This is a genomic window from Mycobacterium sp. E2238 (assembly GCF_001672665.1).
In the GTDB taxonomy this organism is placed as follows: Bacteria; Actinomycetota; Actinomycetes; order Mycobacteriales; family Mycobacteriaceae; genus Mycobacterium.
In genome coordinates this window covers 1-15461 of sequence record NZ_LZKF01000201.1, presented here as the reverse complement: position 1 = coordinate 15461, position 15461 = coordinate 1, and the positions used below count along the sequence as shown (strand labels likewise).

General features: G+C 68.1%; 18 protein-coding genes. 8 read left to right on the top strand and 10 right to left on the bottom strand.

Going from position 1 to position 15461, the window contains the following annotated elements:
• Window positions 1-3: 3 nt before the first annotated feature.
• On the bottom strand, window positions 4-1635 hold the full coding sequence (locus A5711_RS18530) for an ABC transporter substrate-binding protein (RefSeq protein ID WP_067949036.1): 1632 nt from the start codon (window positions 1633-1635) through the stop codon (window positions 4-6).
• Window positions 1636-2010: 375 nt separating this feature from the next.
• On the opposite strand from A5711_RS18530, the gene A5711_RS27705 reads away from it, so the two are divergent.
• Window positions 2011-2538 (top strand): hypothetical protein, encoded by a 528-nt coding sequence (locus tag A5711_RS27705; RefSeq protein WP_231987503.1) that lies wholly within the window; start codon window positions 2011-2013, stop codon window positions 2536-2538.
• A 6-nt stretch (window positions 2539-2544) separates the two neighbouring features.
• On the opposite strand, the gene A5711_RS18520 is transcribed toward A5711_RS27705, so the two are convergent.
• Window positions 2545-3087, bottom strand: coding sequence for a DUF4232 domain-containing protein (locus A5711_RS18520; protein WP_197520825.1), 543 nt, complete (start codon window positions 3085-3087; stop codon window positions 2545-2547).
• A 115-nt stretch (window positions 3088-3202) separates the two neighbouring features.
• Here A5711_RS18520 and acs point away from each other — a divergent pair, with 115 nt between their 5' ends.
• Window positions 3203-5161 carry an acetate--CoA ligase gene (acs, locus tag A5711_RS18515; RefSeq protein WP_067949032.1) on the top strand — a complete coding sequence of 653 codons (1959 nt, stop codon included), beginning with the start codon at window positions 3203-3205 and terminating at the stop codon, window positions 5159-5161.
• A gap of 15 nt (window positions 5162-5176) precedes the next feature.
• On the opposite strand, the gene A5711_RS18510 is transcribed toward acs, so the two are convergent.
• Entirely contained in the window at window positions 5177-5875 is a 699-nt protein-coding gene (locus tag A5711_RS18510; protein ID WP_156673417.1) for a serine protease, read from the bottom strand.
• A gap of 290 nt (window positions 5876-6165) precedes the next feature.
• Here A5711_RS18510 and A5711_RS18505 point away from each other — a divergent pair, with 290 nt between their 5' ends.
• Together A5711_RS18505 and A5711_RS18500 are read left to right on the top strand one after the other, a co-directional pair.
• Window positions 6166-6693, top strand: coding sequence for a phage holin family protein (locus tag A5711_RS18505; RefSeq protein WP_067949030.1), 528 nt, complete (start codon window positions 6166-6168; stop codon window positions 6691-6693).
• Entirely contained in the window at window positions 6694-7647 is a 954-nt protein-coding gene (locus tag A5711_RS18500; protein ID WP_067949028.1) for an alpha/beta fold hydrolase, read from the top strand.
• Here A5711_RS18500 and marP read toward each other — a convergent pair.
• Genes marP through nth form a run of 4 tightly spaced genes read right to left on the bottom strand, consistent with a single transcriptional unit; the run spans window position 7640 to window position 11030 of the window.
• Complete coding sequence (gene marP, locus A5711_RS18495; protein ID WP_156673418.1) at window positions 7640-8833, bottom strand: acid resistance serine protease MarP; 1194 nt, start codon at window positions 8831-8833, stop codon at window positions 7640-7642. The genes A5711_RS18500 and marP overlap by 8 nt on opposite strands.
• A gap of 11 nt (window positions 8834-8844) precedes the next feature.
• Complete coding sequence (locus tag A5711_RS18490) at window positions 8845-9660, bottom strand: CoA pyrophosphatase (protein ID WP_067949024.1); 816 nt, start codon at window positions 9658-9660, stop codon at window positions 8845-8847.
• A 29-nt stretch (window positions 9661-9689) separates the two neighbouring features.
• Window positions 9690-10337 carry a TlpA disulfide reductase family protein gene (locus A5711_RS18485; RefSeq protein WP_067949023.1) on the bottom strand — a complete coding sequence of 216 codons (648 nt, stop codon included), beginning with the start codon at window positions 10335-10337 and terminating at the stop codon, window positions 9690-9692.
• A 12-nt stretch (window positions 10338-10349) separates the two neighbouring features.
• On the bottom strand, window positions 10350-11030 hold the full coding sequence (gene nth / locus A5711_RS18480; protein WP_067949021.1) for an endonuclease III: 681 nt from the start codon (window positions 11028-11030) through the stop codon (window positions 10350-10352).
• Between the two features lie 173 nt (window positions 11031-11203).
• Between nth and A5711_RS18475 the strand changes: the two genes are divergently transcribed.
• Together A5711_RS18475 and crp are read left to right on the top strand one after the other, a co-directional pair.
• Complete coding sequence (locus A5711_RS18475; protein WP_231972155.1) at window positions 11204-11599, top strand: hypothetical protein; 396 nt, start codon at window positions 11204-11206, stop codon at window positions 11597-11599.
• A 98-nt stretch (window positions 11600-11697) separates the two neighbouring features.
• Window positions 11698-12372, top strand: coding sequence for a cAMP-activated global transcriptional regulator CRP (gene crp / locus A5711_RS18470; protein WP_044508824.1), 675 nt, complete (start codon window positions 11698-11700; stop codon window positions 12370-12372).
• A 90-nt stretch (window positions 12373-12462) separates the two neighbouring features.
• Here the strand turns inward: crp and A5711_RS18465 are convergent, their stop codons facing one another.
• Genes A5711_RS18465 through A5711_RS26955 form a run of 3 tightly spaced genes read right to left on the bottom strand, consistent with a single transcriptional unit; the run spans window position 12463 to window position 13877 of the window.
• Window positions 12463-13254: an MBL fold metallo-hydrolase gene (locus tag A5711_RS18465; protein ID WP_067949017.1), complete on the bottom strand. Its 792-nt coding sequence runs from the start codon at window positions 13252-13254 to the stop codon at window positions 12463-12465.
• Complete coding sequence (locus A5711_RS18460) at window positions 13251-13715, bottom strand: RidA family protein (RefSeq protein ID WP_067949016.1); 465 nt, start codon at window positions 13713-13715, stop codon at window positions 13251-13253. The genes A5711_RS18465 and A5711_RS18460 overlap by 4 nt, the downstream gene beginning before the upstream one ends.
• Window positions 13716-13877, bottom strand: coding sequence for a DUF4177 domain-containing protein (locus A5711_RS26955; RefSeq protein ID WP_007166633.1), 162 nt, complete (start codon window positions 13875-13877; stop codon window positions 13716-13718).
• Window positions 13878-13954: 77 nt separating this feature from the next.
• On the opposite strand from A5711_RS26955, the gene A5711_RS18455 reads away from it, so the two are divergent.
• Window positions 13955-14974 (top strand): ArsA family ATPase, encoded by a 1020-nt coding sequence (locus A5711_RS18455; protein WP_067949014.1) that lies wholly within the window; start codon window positions 13955-13957, stop codon window positions 14972-14974.
• The coding region (locus tag A5711_RS18450; RefSeq protein ID WP_156673419.1) for an ArsA-related P-loop ATPase at window positions 14971-15461 on the top strand (491 nt) is incomplete at its 3' end. The genes A5711_RS18455 and A5711_RS18450, both read left to right, overlap by 4 nt.

The following is a 15461-nucleotide window of genomic DNA, read 5'->3' as shown; positions in this document are numbered from 1 at the left end:
CGGTCAAGCCTTAACGATGTTCTCGTAGTCGGGCAGACCGTTCCAGGTGAGCTTGACGCTACCGACCTGTGGCGACCATCCGACCACCGCGATGTAGTACCACAGCGGCACGGCGGGCATGTCGTGCAACAGGATTCGTTGAGCCTCGTTGACCAGTACATCTGCTTGCTGCAGGTTTGGTGCGGCCTCGGCGGCGGCCAGGCCGGCGTCGAATTCCCGGTTGGAGTATCCGACGTCGTTGGATCCCGCTCCGGTGGCGTACAGCGGGGCCAGGAATTCGATCATCGAAGGGTAGTCACCGATCCAGCCCGCGCGGAACGCGGTATCGATGGTGCGGTTGGTGATCTGGGTGCGGAAACCCGCGAAGGTGGGATGCGGCGCGCCGACGGCGTCGATGCCCAGCACGTTCTTGATGCTGTTGGCGACCGCGTCCACCCACTCTTGATGGCCGCTGTCGGCGTTGTATGCGATGGAGTACCGCCCGCTCCAGGCCGAGATCGCGTTGGCTTGCGCCCAAAGTTGGCGTGCCCGTTCGGGATTGAAGTCCAATGCGGTATTGCCCGGGATGTTCCGATCGAAGCCGGGCAATGAGCTGGCGGTGAAATCGCGGGCCGGGCTGCGGGTGCCGTTGAAGATCTGCTGGCAGATCTGCGGCCGGTTGATGGCCGCCGACAGCGCCAGGCGGCGCAGTCGGCCTTCTTCGCCGCCGAAGTGCGGCAACCGCAATGGCGTGTCGAGCGATTGGCTGACCGCGACGGGCCCGCTTGCGGCGTTGCCACCGAGGTCACGCTGGTAGATCGTCAGCGCGCTGGACGGAATCGTGTCCAACACATCGAGATTGCCGGACAGCAGGTCGGCGTAGGCGGTGTCCAGGTTGGCGTAGAACTCGAACCTGAGGCCTTTGTTGTGGGGTTTGCGATTGCCGTGGTAGTCGGGGTTGGGTTTCAAGTCGATCTTGACGTTGTGTTCCCAGGCCGGCCCGTCGGGACCGTTCGCCAACTCGTACGGGCCGTTGCCGACCGGGTTGCGGCCGAACGCGGCCATGTCCCGAAAAGCCTTGGCCGGTAACGGGTAGAACGCATTGTGTCCCAGCCGTAGCGTGAAGTCGACGGTCGGCGCCTTGAGCCGCACGTCGAACTCGAGATCGTTGACCACTTGCAGCCCGGACATGGTGGTCCGGGCGGGCTTTCCGCCTGCCGTCAGTCCGGCGACGTCGTCGTACCCGACGATCGGGCTGAAAAAGCTCTGTTGCAGTTGGGCATTGGTACTTAGCGCCCCGTAGTTCCACGCGTCGACGAACGAATGGGCCGTCACCGGTGAGCCGTCGGTGAACTTCCAGCCGGGCTTGAGGATGATCCGGTAGTTGATGTTGTCGGTCGTCTCGACCGACTGCGCCACCTCCGGCGACGGCTTGCCTGCGGCGTCGTAGGACACCAAACCGGCGAACAGCCGATCCAGGATCCGCCCGCCGAGGCTGTCGTTCGTGCCGGTCGGAATCAGCGGGTTCGGCGGTTCACCGCCGTTCACCACCACCGACTCAGGGGTCAGCGCCCCGCCGCCGCACCCCGTCAGGGACGCGGCCGCCAGCAGCACGGCGGCCGCCATCCCGGCGGAAAGGACCCGCATGCGACGCATGACACCCGACCCTAGGGCCTGCCGCGGGCGGTCGGTGAAGTGCCCGCGCCGGGTTCGTCAACCTAGAATCCCGTCGTGACCGTCGCGTATCTGGCCTCGGACGAATCGGCTGAGCTAGCCGGCCGATTGATCTTCGCGTTCGGCCTTCCCGCAGTCGGCTTGGTCTGTCTGATCATTGGCCTTCTAGAGCGCTCGCGCAGGCGTCGACAGTCCCCGCCGCCGCACCACCCCGGCTACCCGTATCCGCCGCCGCCACCGGCCATCGGGTATCCGGGCCCGTATCCCGCTCCACCGCCCTATCCCGGTTACCCGCCCGCGGTACAGCCACCGCGGCCGGCGAGCAAGTCGGCCACCGCGCTGATCACCATCGGTATCGTGCTGCTGACGTTGGGCGGGCTGAACGTCCTCGTCCACGTTGCGCGCGCCGTGTCGCGCGACGATCGTGGCTCGCCCACGACCGCCCAGCCAACCCCATCGGCCAGAGCCGCGATGCCCGAAATCGGTCAGTGCTTCACCGAATTCGAGGTCCAAATGGGTTCGCTCAACCAACCGACCGACTGCGGTGATCCCGTGGCGACCTATGAGCTCGCCGCCATAGGCGGGCCGACGGCGACGTGCCCCGACAACAAGCGCGGCGACTCTGTCTACTCGCGCCTCACCAACGAATCCCACACGCTGTGTTTTGTCCCCAACCTCAAACAAGGGCTCTGCTACCTGAGGACGGGCCAGCGTGAGACGACGACGTTGACACCGGCCGATTGCGGTGAAGCGCGCTACGCAAAACTAAGGGTCGACAAGCGCATCGACGGCAGCGCCGACGAAACGCAGTGTCCGCCGGGGACAAAGGCCAACGCGTACCCCACGCCGCCGCGGGTCTACTGCTTGGTGCAAGCCGAGTCGTGACGTCGCTCAAACGGGCGTCACCGGGTGCACCTGCAACGCGCAAGCGTCGATGGTGACCGGCACGGTCAGCACCACGGTGGTGTCCGGCGGATTGACCAGCAGGTCGGTATAGGTGGGGCAGGGCTCGCCGTTGGCGTCGACGGCGATGCCCTCGACGACGGCCTGCGCCTGGGTGGACAGCGACAGGATGACGGTGGGCGGCACCTCGGCGCCGCCCGGCAGGCCTCCCATGTAGCCGCGCGGTGTGGGCTGGGCATGGATGAGCGGCCCGCCCCCACCCGAGTCGACCCCGGGATACCCGGTCAGCGTGCAGGGCTCCGCACCACCGGCGAGGCTGAACACCAGTGTCGCCGCGCGGTGGCCGACCGCGGCCTGCGTCGGCGAAGCGGCGACGGCGATCTGATCCGACCAGCATGGGGTGGGCGCGTCGGCGGTGTCGGTCGGCATCGCCCACGCCGACGACCCCAGCATGGCGGTGGCCGCGTAACCCGTTGCGGCCGCGGTGAAGCTGGGGGCTAGTCGGCGGTTGCGCCGCCCGTGACCGGGCACACCGGTGATTATCCGCTACAGGGCCCGGCTTTGACCGTCATTTGCACCTTCGCTTTTCACCTTGTGGGGCTAGGCTCTCTGACGATTGACGAGCCTCGACACTAGGAGGAAGCCAGTGACCGCCACAGACGCCGTAGGCCCGTCGTCGTATCCCCCGCCACCGGCGTTCGCCGAACAGGCCAACGCGGGCGAGGAACTGTACCGCGAGGCCGACGAGGACCGGCTGGCCTTCTGGGCCAAGCAGGCCAACCGGCTCTCCTGGTCGACGCCGTTCACCGAGGTGCTCGACTGGTCGCAGGCGCCCTTCGCCAAGTGGTTCGCCGACGGCAAGCTCAACGTCGCCTACAACTGCGTGGACCGCCACGTGGAGGCCGGCCACGGCGACCGCGTCGCCATCCACTGGGAGGGCGAGCCCGGCGACAGCCGCAGCCTGTCCTACGCCGACCTGCAGGCAGAGGTGTGCAAGGCGGCCAACGCGCTGACCGGCCTGGGCCTGGTCGCCGGTGATCGCGTCGCGATCTACATGCCGTTGATTCCGGAGGCGGTGATCGCGATGCTGGCCTGCGCCCGGCTCGGGGTCATGCACAGCGTGGTGTTCGCCGGCTTCACCGCGAAGGCGCTGCGGGCCCGGATCGCCGATGCGCAGGCCAAATTGCTGATCACCAGCGACGGGCAGTTCCGCCGCGGCAAGCCGGCACCGCTGAAGGACGCGGCCGACGAGGCGGTTGCGTCGGGCGAGGACGGCGACAGTCCCGTCGAGCGCGTTCTGGTGGTGCGGCGCACCGGGATTGACGTGTCGTGGAACGACGATCGTGACCTGTGGTGGCACGACGTCGTCGACGCCGCGTCGCCCGATCACACGCCGGAGCCCTTCGATGCCGAGCAGCCGCTGTTCCTGCTGTACACCTCCGGCACCACCGGAAAGCCGAAGGGCATCGTGCACACCAGCGGCGGCTACCTGGCCCAGAGCTCCTACACGCACTACTACGTCTTCGATCTCAAGCCCGAGACCGACGTGTTCTGGTGCACCGCCGACATCGGCTGGGTCACCGGGCACACCTACGGCGTCTACGGCCCGCTTTCCAATGGCGCCACCGAGGTCCTCTACGAGGGCACACCCGACTCACCCACCCAGCACCGCCATTTCGAGATCATCGAAAAGTACGGTGTGACAATCTATTACACCGCACCCACCCTCATCCGGACCTTCATGAAGTGGGGTCGCGAGATCCCCGACGCCCATGACCTGTCCAGTCTGCGGCTACTGGGCACGGTGGGCGAGCCGATCAACCCCGAGGCGTGGCGCTGGTACCGCAAGGTGATCGGCGCCGAGCGCCTTCCGATCGTGGACACCTGGTGGCAGACCGAAACGGGCGCGGCGATGATCTCCCCGCTGCCCGGGGTGGCCGCGGCCAAACCGGGCTCGGCGATGCGGCCGCTGCCGGGCATCTCGGCCAAGATCGTCGACGACCACGGCGACGAGCTGGTGCCGGGCATCCACAAGGGCGAACACGTCACCGGCTACCTGGTCCTGGATCAACCCTGGCCGTCCATGCTCCGCGGCATCTGGGGTGACCCCGAGCGATACGTCGAGACCTACTGGTCCAGGTTCGCCGAGCAGGGCTGGTACTTCGCGGGCGACAGCGCCTATTACGACCGCGACGGCGCCATCTGGGTGGTGGGCCGCATCGACGACGTGATGAACGTTTCCGGGCATCGGCTCTCGAGTGCCGAACTGGAGTCGGCGCTGGTCGGCCACTACGGGGTGGCCGAGGCCGCGGTGGTCGCCAAGACCGACGAGACCACGGGCCAAGCCGTCTGCGCGTTCGTCGTCTTGTGCGCCGAGTACGAGGTGCACGACGGGGTCGTCGACGAGCTGCGCGCCGAGGTGGCCCGGGAGATCTCGCCCATCGCCAAGCCACGTGAGATTCACGTGGTGCCGGAGCTGCCCAAGACCCGCAGCGGCAAGATCATGCGCAGGCTCCTGCGCGACATCGCCGAAAACCGCGAGCTGGGTGACACGTCGACGCTGCTCGACGCCAGCGTCTTCGACGCGATCCAAGCCGCGAAGTAGCCACCTCAGGCCGGCTCAGGCCGGTAGCGGCGTGAACCCGGCACCGGGCCGGTGCTTGGCGTTGATGTCGGCCAGGACCGCGTTGAACGACTGGACCACCGCAGGCGTGTGCAGCGGAATGTACTTGATGACGCAGGTCGGCAGGTTGTCACTGAACGCCCCGTGGATCATGCCGACCAGCAGGTTGTTCACGGTCACCGGCGCCCCGGAGTCCCCCGGCTGGCCGCAGACCTGCATGACGATGGTGCCCGGGTCCTGACCGGGCCCCCAGGTGACGCCGCACGAGTTTCCGGTGGTCCGGCCCTGCTTGCAGGCGATCTCACCGAAGGCCGGGTCCGGGCCGAGGCCATTGATCGCGAAGCCGTTGTAGTTGGCGGTCGGCGTCACCTTGGCGGGATCGAACTTGATGACGGCGTAGTCGAGGTTGTCGTTGCCGGCCACCATGGTGCCCAGGACGCCGGCGTTCTCGGCGCCCTCGGCGGCGACCTGCGCGCCCGGACCGCCGCAGTGCGCGGAGGTGAAACCGATCAACTCACCGGCGGCATCGCCCCCGATGGTCGTCAGGGTGCACATGGTGTCCCCGTTGATGACGATGCCGGCGCCGCCGCCCATCGGGATCCTGACATCGGCGGCCGCGGCGCGAGCGGGGCAGCCCAACAGGGCCAGGAGCACTGCCGCCATGGCCGCCACGAAGTACCGGTGCGCCGTCTGCACAGAAACTCCCATCGACAGGCCGGAATCCGGACCGGCCTGATCAGTCTAGTCGGCCGGTGGCCCGTTGACCGTGCCCAGCGCGGCCGCCGGAACTCCGGCCCGCTGACACCGTAGAAGTTTGGAAACCGTCCGCCTGGGCATCTGGTTGAACGCCCTCGCGACGCCGCCGGTCAACCTCCGACAGGCGCCGGGCCGCCCGCCGCCTTCGGCTGGCCTCGTCTGGCATGGCGCCGCATGGCAACATGAACCGCGACGACAGCGCCGGGCAGTGACGAAAGAGGGGACCGTCTGTGAGCAAACCCGATGGCAAGAACGGTGTGCCCAGCACCCTGACCACGATCCCCCTGACCGATCCGCACGCCCGGCCGGCCGAGCCGTCGATCGGTGACCTGATCAAGGACGCGACCACGCAGGTCTCCACGCTGGTGCGCGCCGAGGTCGAACTGGCCCGCGCGGAGATCACCCGGGACGTCAAAAAGGGATTGACCGGCAGCGTCTTCTTCATCGCCGCGCTGGTGGTGCTGTTCTACTCCACGTTCTTTTTCTTCTTCTTCGTCGCCGAACTGCTCGACACCTGGCTGTGGCGCTGGGTGGCGTTCCTGATCGTGTTCGGGGTCCAGGTAGTGGTCGGGGCGCTGCTGGCCCTGCTGGGCTTCCTCAAGGTGCGCCGGATCCGGGGACCGCGGGAGACGATCGAATCGGTCAAGGAGACACGCACCGCGCTCACCCCGGGCCACGACAAGGCGCAGGGCGCCCCCAAGCAGCTCGCCGAGCGCGGCAGGCACGAAAAGCCCGAAACCGATCCATCGGGCTGGTAAATGGCCCCGCCGGATCCGTCGGTAACCCGCATCGACGGGCCGTGGCGCCATTTGGACGTGCACGCCAACGGCATCCGGTTCCACGTCGTCGAGGCCCTACCCACCGGCGCGGACACGACCGCACCACCCACTGCCCGGCCGCTGGTGATGCTGCTGCACGGTTTCGGTTCGTTTTGGTGGTCGTGGCGTCATCAATTGCGGGGACTGACCGGGGCGCGGGTGGTCGCGGTCGACCTGCGCGGTTACGGCGGCAGCGACAAGCCGCCCCGCGGCTACGACGGCTGGACGCTGGCCGGCGACACCGCCGGCCTCATTCGGGCGCTGGGACATTCGTCGGCGACGCTGGTCGGCCACGCCGACGGCGGCCTGGCGTGCTGGGCCACCGCGCTGCTACACGCGCGATTGGTTTCGGCCATCGCGCTGATCAGCTCGCCGCACCCGGCGGCGCTGCGCCGGTCGACGCTGACCCGGCGCGACCAGGGGTATGCACTGTTGCCGACGTTGCTGCGCTATCAGGTGCCGATTTGGCCGGAGCGGCTGCTGACCCGCGACAACGCCGCGGAGATCGAACGCCTCGTCCGCAGCCGCAGCTGTCCCAAGTGGCTTGCCTCCGAGGACTTTTCGGAGTCCATCGGTTACCTGCGGATGGCCATCCAGATTCCGTCGGCGGCGCACTGTGCACTGGAATACCAGCGCTGGGCGGTGCGTAGTCAGCTGCGCGACGAAGGCCGCCGCTTCATGAAATCGATGTGCCGGCAGCTCAGCGTGCCGCTGCTACACCTGCGCGGCGACTCCGATCCCTACGTCCTGGCCGACCCGGTCAACCGGACGCAGCGTTACGCCCCGCAGGGACGTTACGTATCCATCGATGGCGCAGGGCATTTCAGCCACGAAGAGGTGCCCGAGGAAATCAACCGACACTTGATGAAATTCATCGACTACGTGGTCAGCTGACGCAGGCCCCCGTGGTCACCTGCTGGGTGTCGCCGATCTTGGCGAGCTGACCATTCACCTCGTCGGCCGTCAAAACGAAGCCGGTGTCGGGATCGTCGACCGCCGCGCCGAACACCACGCCGAGCACCTGGCCGTTCAGGTCGATCAACGGCCCCCCCGAATTGCCTTGTTCCACATTGGCTCTGATGGTGTAGACGTCGCGGGTGACCGGCGCGGGGTCGCGGTAGATGTCGGGGCCGCTGAGTTTGATGACCTCGCGGATGCGCGCCGGGGTCGCGGTGAAGTTACCACCCCCCGGATATCCCAGCACCACAACGCTTGTGCCCGTTTTCGCCTCGCCCGAAGCGAAGGCCAACGGCTTCGGCGGCAGGTTGGGGACGGCGAGGATGGCGATGTCGACCGACGGATCGTAAGACACCACGGTGGCGTCCAGGGGACTGCCGCTCGCGTAGATCTGCACGCTGTTGGAACCGGCCACCACGTGCGCATTGGTCATCACCCGGTCGGGCGCGATCACAAAACCGCTGCCCTCCAACACTTTCTGGCAGCTCGGCGCCAGGCTGCGCACCTTGACGACGCTGGGCGCGGTGGCCTGCACCACCGGATTGTTGGCCAACGCGGGGTCGGGCGAGGCGACCGGAATCACCGGAGTCCGGCTGAACGGCTCCAGCACCGCGGGCAGGCCGGAGGTGTTCAGCAGGGCCGACAACCGCTTGGGCACCGTCTTCAGCCACGGCGGGGCAACCTCGTTGACCTGGGCCAGCACTCGCGAGCCGCGCACCGCGGCGGCCAGCTCGGGCTGGTCCTTGGACTGGGTGAGCGGCGTCGCCAACAACCACGCCGCGGTCAACACCACCACGAGCTGCACGCCCACCCCGATGAACGAGTCGACCGTCCGGATGGTGCGGCTGCGGATCGCGCCGCGAACCGCCCTCCCCAACACCACGCCCGCGACCTCGCCGACGACGACCAGCGCCAGGATCAAAAAGAGGGCGGCGAACAACTTCGCGCGGGGCGCGGCGATGTGGCTGACGAGGTGGGGCGCCAGCAGCACGCCCGCGATCGCGCCCAGCAACACACCCACGAACGAGAACAGCGACCCCACCGCGCCGGAACGCCAGCCCGATACGGCCGCGATGAAGGCGACCGACAGCACGGCCACGTCAAGCCACTGAGACGGGGTCATCGAGTTCATGTTCATCGGGGGGGACCGCCCTGCTCGCCGACCAGCGCCATCGCCGCGTCCAATTCGCGGACGTCGGTGGTGTCCCAGGGCTGGGCCCAGCCGGCGACGTCGAGCATCGCACAGATCACCTGGCCAGTGAATCCCCAGACCAGCATCTCGTTCAGCAGAAACGCCGGTCCGGCCCACCGGCGGCCGAGGTCGCCCCGGTAGACCATCAGCCGGTTGGCCGGGTTGATGAAGGCGCGCAACGGAACTCGCGCCACGATCGCTGTTTCGGCCTCGTTGACGACGGCCACCGGACCGGGATCCGGCGAGTAGGCCAGCACCGGGACGACGTGGAACCGCGACGGCGCAATGAACGTGCGCTCCATCGTGACCAGGGGATGCAACCGCGACACGTCGATCCCGGTTTCCTCCTGGGCTTCACGCAAGGCGGTGGCCACCGGACCGTCATCGGTGGGATCGGAGGCGCCGCCGGGAAACGCCGCCTGGCCGGCGTGGTGGCGCAAGGTCGAGGCCCGCACGGTGACCAGGAGGTCGGCGTCGTCGGGGACGCCGCCGTCGGCCGGCGCGGACTCCGGGCCCGAGAACAGCACCAAGACAGCGGCTTCGCGCCCGCTGCCGCGCAACGCCGACACCGCCTTGCCGGTGATCATCGCCAGCACGTCGGCCGGCAGCCGGCGCCGGTACGCGTCCGGCATCCGCTCGACGTTGTCGACCAGGGGGCGCAGCCACGACGGGGAGGCGTCGGGGCTCAGCTCAAGCGTCCCGCGCGCACGGGTGGGGTGACCACCTCCCGCGGGCGGGGGCGTACCCCCGACATTCACGGGGCGCTCCAGTCGGTCCAATTTTCGGCTTATCCCTTGTCATTTCCGACCGCGGCGGCGATCTCGTCGGCGCTGTCGAAGGCCCGCGGCAGCATCTGGGCAACGCTACCGTCCGGGCGCAGAACCACCGTCGCGGGCATCACGTTTACCACACCCAGGGCCGCCGCGACCCGCCGGCGACCGTCCTGCAGGGTCGGCAGCCGAACGCCCAGTTCGGCCAGCCGCAGCAACGCGGCCGTCTCGTTCTCGTCCTGATGCACCGTCACCACCATCACGTCGGACCCGGCTCGCCGTTGATACTCGGCCATCGCGGGCAGTTCGGCCGCACACGGCGCGCACCAATACGCCCATAAGTTGAGGACCACCCGCCGCCCCGCCAGCGCGCGGGCGACGTCGATGGCCGAACCGTCGGCGGCGCACTCGGCCGTGACACCGCGCAGCGCAGGGGGGCCGGGGCCGTCGACGGCGGCCGGACAGGGCGCCAGATCGGCCCGCTGCCGCGGACCCGCCAGCGCGGCAGGCGTGTCGGCGTCGCGGTGTTCGCGGTCGGGCGGGCTGACGGCCGTGCCGGGCTTCGGGGCCGGCCCCGACTCGTCGCGCAGCAGGTCGACCAGGGCCGCCGCCAGCGCCGCCACCACCGCGAGGATCGCGATGGTCCAGCGCGTGGTCCGCGTCAAGGTGGTGGGCGCCTACAGGCCGGCCAGGGCCAGCAAGTGCTCGGTTTCCGGCCCCCGCACCAGGGGCGCGGCCAGCAGCGGTTCGGTGGGCCCGAGGCCGAAGGAGGGGCAGTCCTTGGCCACCACGCACACACCGCAGGCCGGCTTGCGCGCGTGGCACACCCGGCGGCCGTGGAAGATCACGCGGTGGCTCAACATGGTCCACTCGCTGCGTTCGATCAGTTCACCGGCCGCGCGCTCGATCTTCACCGGGTCCTTGTCGCTGGTCCAGCGCCACCTGTGCAGCAGCCGCGCGAAATGGGTGTCGACCGTGATACCGGGGACGCCAAAGGCGTTGCCCAGGATGACGTTGGCGGTCTTGCGGCCGACTCCGGGCAGCGTGACCAGTTCCTCCATCGTGGCAGGCACCTCGCCGTCGAACCGTTCGACCAGCGCCTGCCCGAGGCCGATGAGTGAGGTCGCCTTGTTGCGGAAGAACCCCGTCGGACGGATCAGGTTTTCCAGTTCGTCACGCTCCGCCTGCGCGTAGTCCAGCGCCGTGGGGTACCGCTTGAACAAGGCCGGCGTCGTCAGGTTCACCCGCTTGTCCGTGCTCTGCGCCGAAAGGATCGTGGCGACGGTCAGCTCGAGCGGCGTGGTGAAGTCCAGCTCGCAGTGCGCGTCCGGAAACGCCTGCGCCAGCGCCCGATTCATCCTGCGGGCCCGCCGCACCAAGCCGACCCGCGTCTCCTCAGACCAGCGCCGCGCGTCGACACCGCCCGATGGGACCGACGTGGACTTCGAGCGTCCGGACGACTTTGCCGCTGTCACCTACGACAGAGTACTGATTTCGTGATCTCGCCGAGACCTCGTGTTGATTGAAGTGCCTGTTTACTCTCCTTGTGTCGTGGTTGCTGGTGGCCTGCGTTCCGGCGTTGCTGATGTTGGCGGCGCTCGGCTTGGGGCGGCTCGAACGGGGGCTCGCCCGTGAGGACGTCACCATGCTCGCTGTCACCGAGCTTTTCGAGCACGCCGAGATTGTCGACGTGCGCACCCTGGCCCGTGAGGGCATGCCGGAGGCGCTGGAATTTCTGCACCGGCGCGAGGCCCGGGAAGTTGCCGAGGCGGCGTTGGCCGGGCTGACGGCCGGGCCGCGGCATGCGGCGCCGTCGTTCGCCGCCAGCTTCATTGACCATGCCGAGCTGACATTGCCGACGCGAATACAGGCGCATTCGCACATCAATCCGCAGTTTAAGGCCACTCGACACGTCAATCGTGTGTAGCGTTGCACGTTGGACAAAATGTCCTACCGCTAGACTCATCACGCGAGCAAGGGATTAACCTGCCCGTACACAAATCATTGGAAAGCTGAAGAGGCAACGTGGACGAGATCCTGGCAAGGGCAGGAATCTTCCAAGGGGTTGAGCCCGGCGCGGTCGCCGCGCTGACCAAGCAGCTGCAACCCGTCGACTTTCCCCGTGGGCACACGGTCTTCGCCGAAGGCGAGCCGGGTGATCGGCTGTACATCATCGTCTCGGGGAAGGTCAAGATCGGCCGTCGCTCGCCCGATGGCCGGGAGAACCTGCTGACGATCATGGGCCCGTCGGACATGTTCGGCGAGTTGTCTATTTTCGACCCCGGCCCAAGGACTTCCAGCGCGACCACGATCACCGAGGTGCGGGCCGTGTCGATGGACCGCGATGCGCTGCGGGCGTGGATCGCCGACCGTCCCGAGATCGCCGAGCAGCTGCTGCGGGTGCTCGCCCGGCGGCTGCGCCGCACCAACAACAATCTGGCCGACCTCATCTTCACCGACGTGCCGGGCCGGGTGGCCAAGCAGCTGCTGCAGCTCGCCCAGCGGTTCGGCACCCAGGAGGGTGGCGCCATGCGTGTCACCCACGACCTGACCCAGGAGGAGATCGCCCAGCTGGTGGGGGCGTCCCGGGAGACGGTGAACAAGGCGCTGGCCGATTTCGCCCACCGCGGCTGGATCCGTCTGGAAGGCAAGAGTGTGCTGATTTCGGACTCGGAAAGGCTCGCCCGCCGAGCGAGGTAAGCGCGCGCGGAGCGCGCGAATTGCGTCGGATCGACGTTATCGAGGCGTTCACTCGAACTTTTCCGCGCTAGCGTGGATTTCGGCGCGAGTTCAGCGCCGCAAATAGTCCAGCTGCGCCTGAACGGACCATTCGGCCGCGTCCCAGAGTTTCTCGTCGACGTCCACATAGACGTGTTCGACGACTTGGCGCGCGGTGGCGTCGTCGCCGATGTGCCGCAACGCCGCGCGCACCTGTTCCAGCCGTTCGTGCCGGTGCACCAGGTAGCCGGACGCGACGGCCTCCAGGTCGGGCAGGTCGGGCCCGTGGCCGGGCAGCACCGTACGCCGCCCCAGACCACGTAAGCGCCGCAACGATTCCAGGTAGTCGGCCAGGCTGCCGTCTTCGGAGTCAATGACGGCGGTGCCGCGGCCCAGCACGCTGTCGGCGGTAAGGACGGCGTCCTCCAGCACGAACGAGAACGAGTCGGCGGTGTGGCCCGGCGTGGCCATCACTCTGATCTTGAGGCCGGCCGCGTCGATGACCTCGCCATCGGTGAGGTGACCGCCGAGGCCGCGCAGGAACCCGCTGCCCGCCGACCGCACCGTCGCGCCGGTCCGCTCGACCAGCTTGTCGATGCCGTCGGTGTGATCGCCGTGCCGGTGACTGATGAGCACCAGCGTGATACGGCCCAACTCGGCGACCCGGGCGATGTGCTCGTCGTCGTCGGGCCCGGGATCCACCACGACCAATTCGTCGCTGCCCTTGCCGCGCAACACCCAGGTGTTGGTGCCCTCGAGCGTCAGCAACCCGGGGTTGTCGGCCAACAGAACCGAGGCAGTCTCGGTCACCGCCCGCAGCGTGCCGTATGCGGGATGGCTCGGCGGCTCGGGCGCGTCGGTCACGGTCGCGAGCCGACCTCCACGATCAGCTCCACTTCGACCGGCGCATCCAGGGGCAGCTCGGAAACGCCGACGGCCGACCGCGCGTGTGCGCCCTCCTCGCCGAACACCTCGGCGAGCAGTTCCGAAGCGCCGTTGACGACGCTGGGCTGGCCGTTGAACCCCGGCGCGGAGGCGACGAAGCCGACGACCTTGACCACCCGGGTCACCGCGTCGATGCCGACCAGCGAATCGACGGCCGCGAGGGCGTTGAGCGCGCAGATCCGCGCCATCGCCTTGCCTTCTTCCGGGCTGACCTGCGCACCCACCTTGCCGGTTCCGGCGAGCTGTCCCGCCTGCAGCGGCAGCTGGCCCGCGGTGTACACCAGGTTGCCGGTCCGCACCGCGGGCACATAGGCGGCCAGCGGCGCCACCACCTCGGGAAGCGCGACCCCGAGTTCCGCGAGCCGGGTGGAGGCAGTCATCTACTTGGGACGCTTCAAATACGCGACGTGTTGCTCACCGGTTGGCCCGGGCAGTACGGACACCAACTCCCAGCCGTCGGCGCCCCACTGGTCGAGAATCTGTTTGGTGGCGTGGGTGAGCAGCGGGACGGTGACGTATTCCCATGCGGTCGGTTGGCTCATGGCGCGAGCTTATCGGTCGGATGTGAACGGCTCCGGCCTGCCCGGGGGCCGGACGCCGGTCGGGCTAGCATGCGAAGGTGGCAAACACATCGAGCGGCGGTAGCGCCGTCGGCTGGCCGGCGCGGCTCTCCAAGGCCCGCCTGCATTTCGTCACCGGCAAAGGCGGTACGGGCAAGTCGACGATAGCGGCCGCACTGGCACTGACCCTGGCAGCCGGCGGACGCAAGGTCCTTCTCGTGGAAGTCGAAGGGCGCCAAGGCATTGCGCAACTCTTCGACGTCCCGCCGCTGCCCTACCAGGAGGTCAAGATCGCGACCGCCGAACGCGGCGGTCAGGTCAACGCGCTGGCCATCGACATCGAGGCCGCGTTCCTGGAATACCTGGACATGTTCTACAACCTCGGCATCGCCGGGCGGGCGATGCGGCGCATTGGGGCCATCGAGTTCGCCACGACGATCGCGCCGGGCCTGCGCGACGTGCTGCTCACCGGAAAGATCAAGGAATCGGTGGTGCGGGTCGACAAGAACCGGCTGCCCGTCTACGACGCGGTAGTCGTCGACGCACCCCCGACGGGGCGGATCGCCCGCTTCCTGGACGTCACCAAGGCCGTGTCGGATCTGGCCAAGGGCGGACCGGTGCACTCGCAGAGTGAAGGCGTGGTGAAGCTGCTGCACTCCGAGCAGACGGCCATCCACCTGGTCACCCTGCTGGAGGCGTTGCCGGTGCAGGAAACCCTGGAAGCCATCGAGGAGCTCGCCGAGATGGAGCTGCCGATCGGCAGCGTGATCGTGAATCGCAACATCGCGTCGTATCTGCAGCCCGCCGACCTGGCCAAGGCCGCGGAGGGGCACGTCGACGCGGACTCGGTGCGGGCCGGACTGGAAATGGCGGGGATCAAGCTGAACGACACCGAGTTCGCCGGACTGCTGACCGAGACCATCGAGCATGCGACGGTGATCGCCGCGCGGGCCGAGATCGCCCAGCAACTGGACGCGCTGCAGGTGCCCCGGCTGGAATTGCCGGCGATCTCCGATGGCGTCGACCTCGGAAGCCTCTATGAGCTTTCGGAATCGCTTGCACAGCAGGGGGTTCGATGAGTACCACGCCGAATAGGCTTGATATGGCCTCGATCTTGGCCGACACGACCAACCGGGTGGTGGTGTGCTGCGGCGCCGGCGGGGTGGGCAAGACCACCACCGCGGCCGCGATGGCGTTGCGCGCGGCCGAATACGGCCGCAACGTATGCGTTTTGACGATCGATCCGGCCAAGCGGCTGGCCCAGGCACTGGGGGTGAACGACCTCGGCAACACCCCGCAGCGGGTGCCCCTGGCGCCTGAGGTTCGCGGCGAGTTGCACGCGATGATGCTCGACATGCGCCGCACGTTCGACGAAATGGTGGTCCAGTACTCCGGAAACGGCCGGGCGCAAGCGATTCTGGACAACCAGTTCTATCAGACGGTCGCCAGCTCGCTGGCCGGCACGCAGGAATACATGGCGATGGAGAAGCTGGGCCAGCTACTGGCCGAGGATCGTTGGGACCTGGTGGTGGTGGACACCCCGCCGTCGCGCAACGCGCTTGACTT

What these genes read in the sequence shown, in the direction of transcription:
- marP (WP_156673418.1), bottom strand. Translation starts at nt 8,833, where the DNA reads ATGACCCCGTCTCAGTGGCTTGACGTGGCCGTGCTGTCGGTCGCCTTC.
- A5711_RS18500 (WP_067949028.1), top strand. Translation starts at nt 6,694, where the DNA reads ATGGCCCCGCCGGATCCGTCGGTAACCCGCATCGACGGGCCGTGGCGC.
- A5711_RS18460 (WP_067949016.1), bottom strand. Translation starts at nt 13,715, where the DNA reads ATGACTGCCTCCACCCGGCTCGCGGAACTCGGGGTCGCGCTTCCCGAG.
- nth (WP_067949021.1), bottom strand. Translation starts at nt 11,030, where the DNA reads ATGAATCGGGCGCTGGCGCAGGCGTTTCCGGACGCGCACTGCGAGCTG.
- A5711_RS26955 (WP_007166633.1), bottom strand. Translation starts at nt 13,877, where the DNA reads ATGAGCCAACCGACCGCATGGGAATACGTCACCGTCCCGCTGCTCACC.
- A5711_RS18530 (WP_067949036.1), bottom strand. Translation starts at nt 1,635, where the DNA reads ATGCGTCGCATGCGGGTCCTTTCCGCCGGGATGGCGGCCGCCGTGCTG.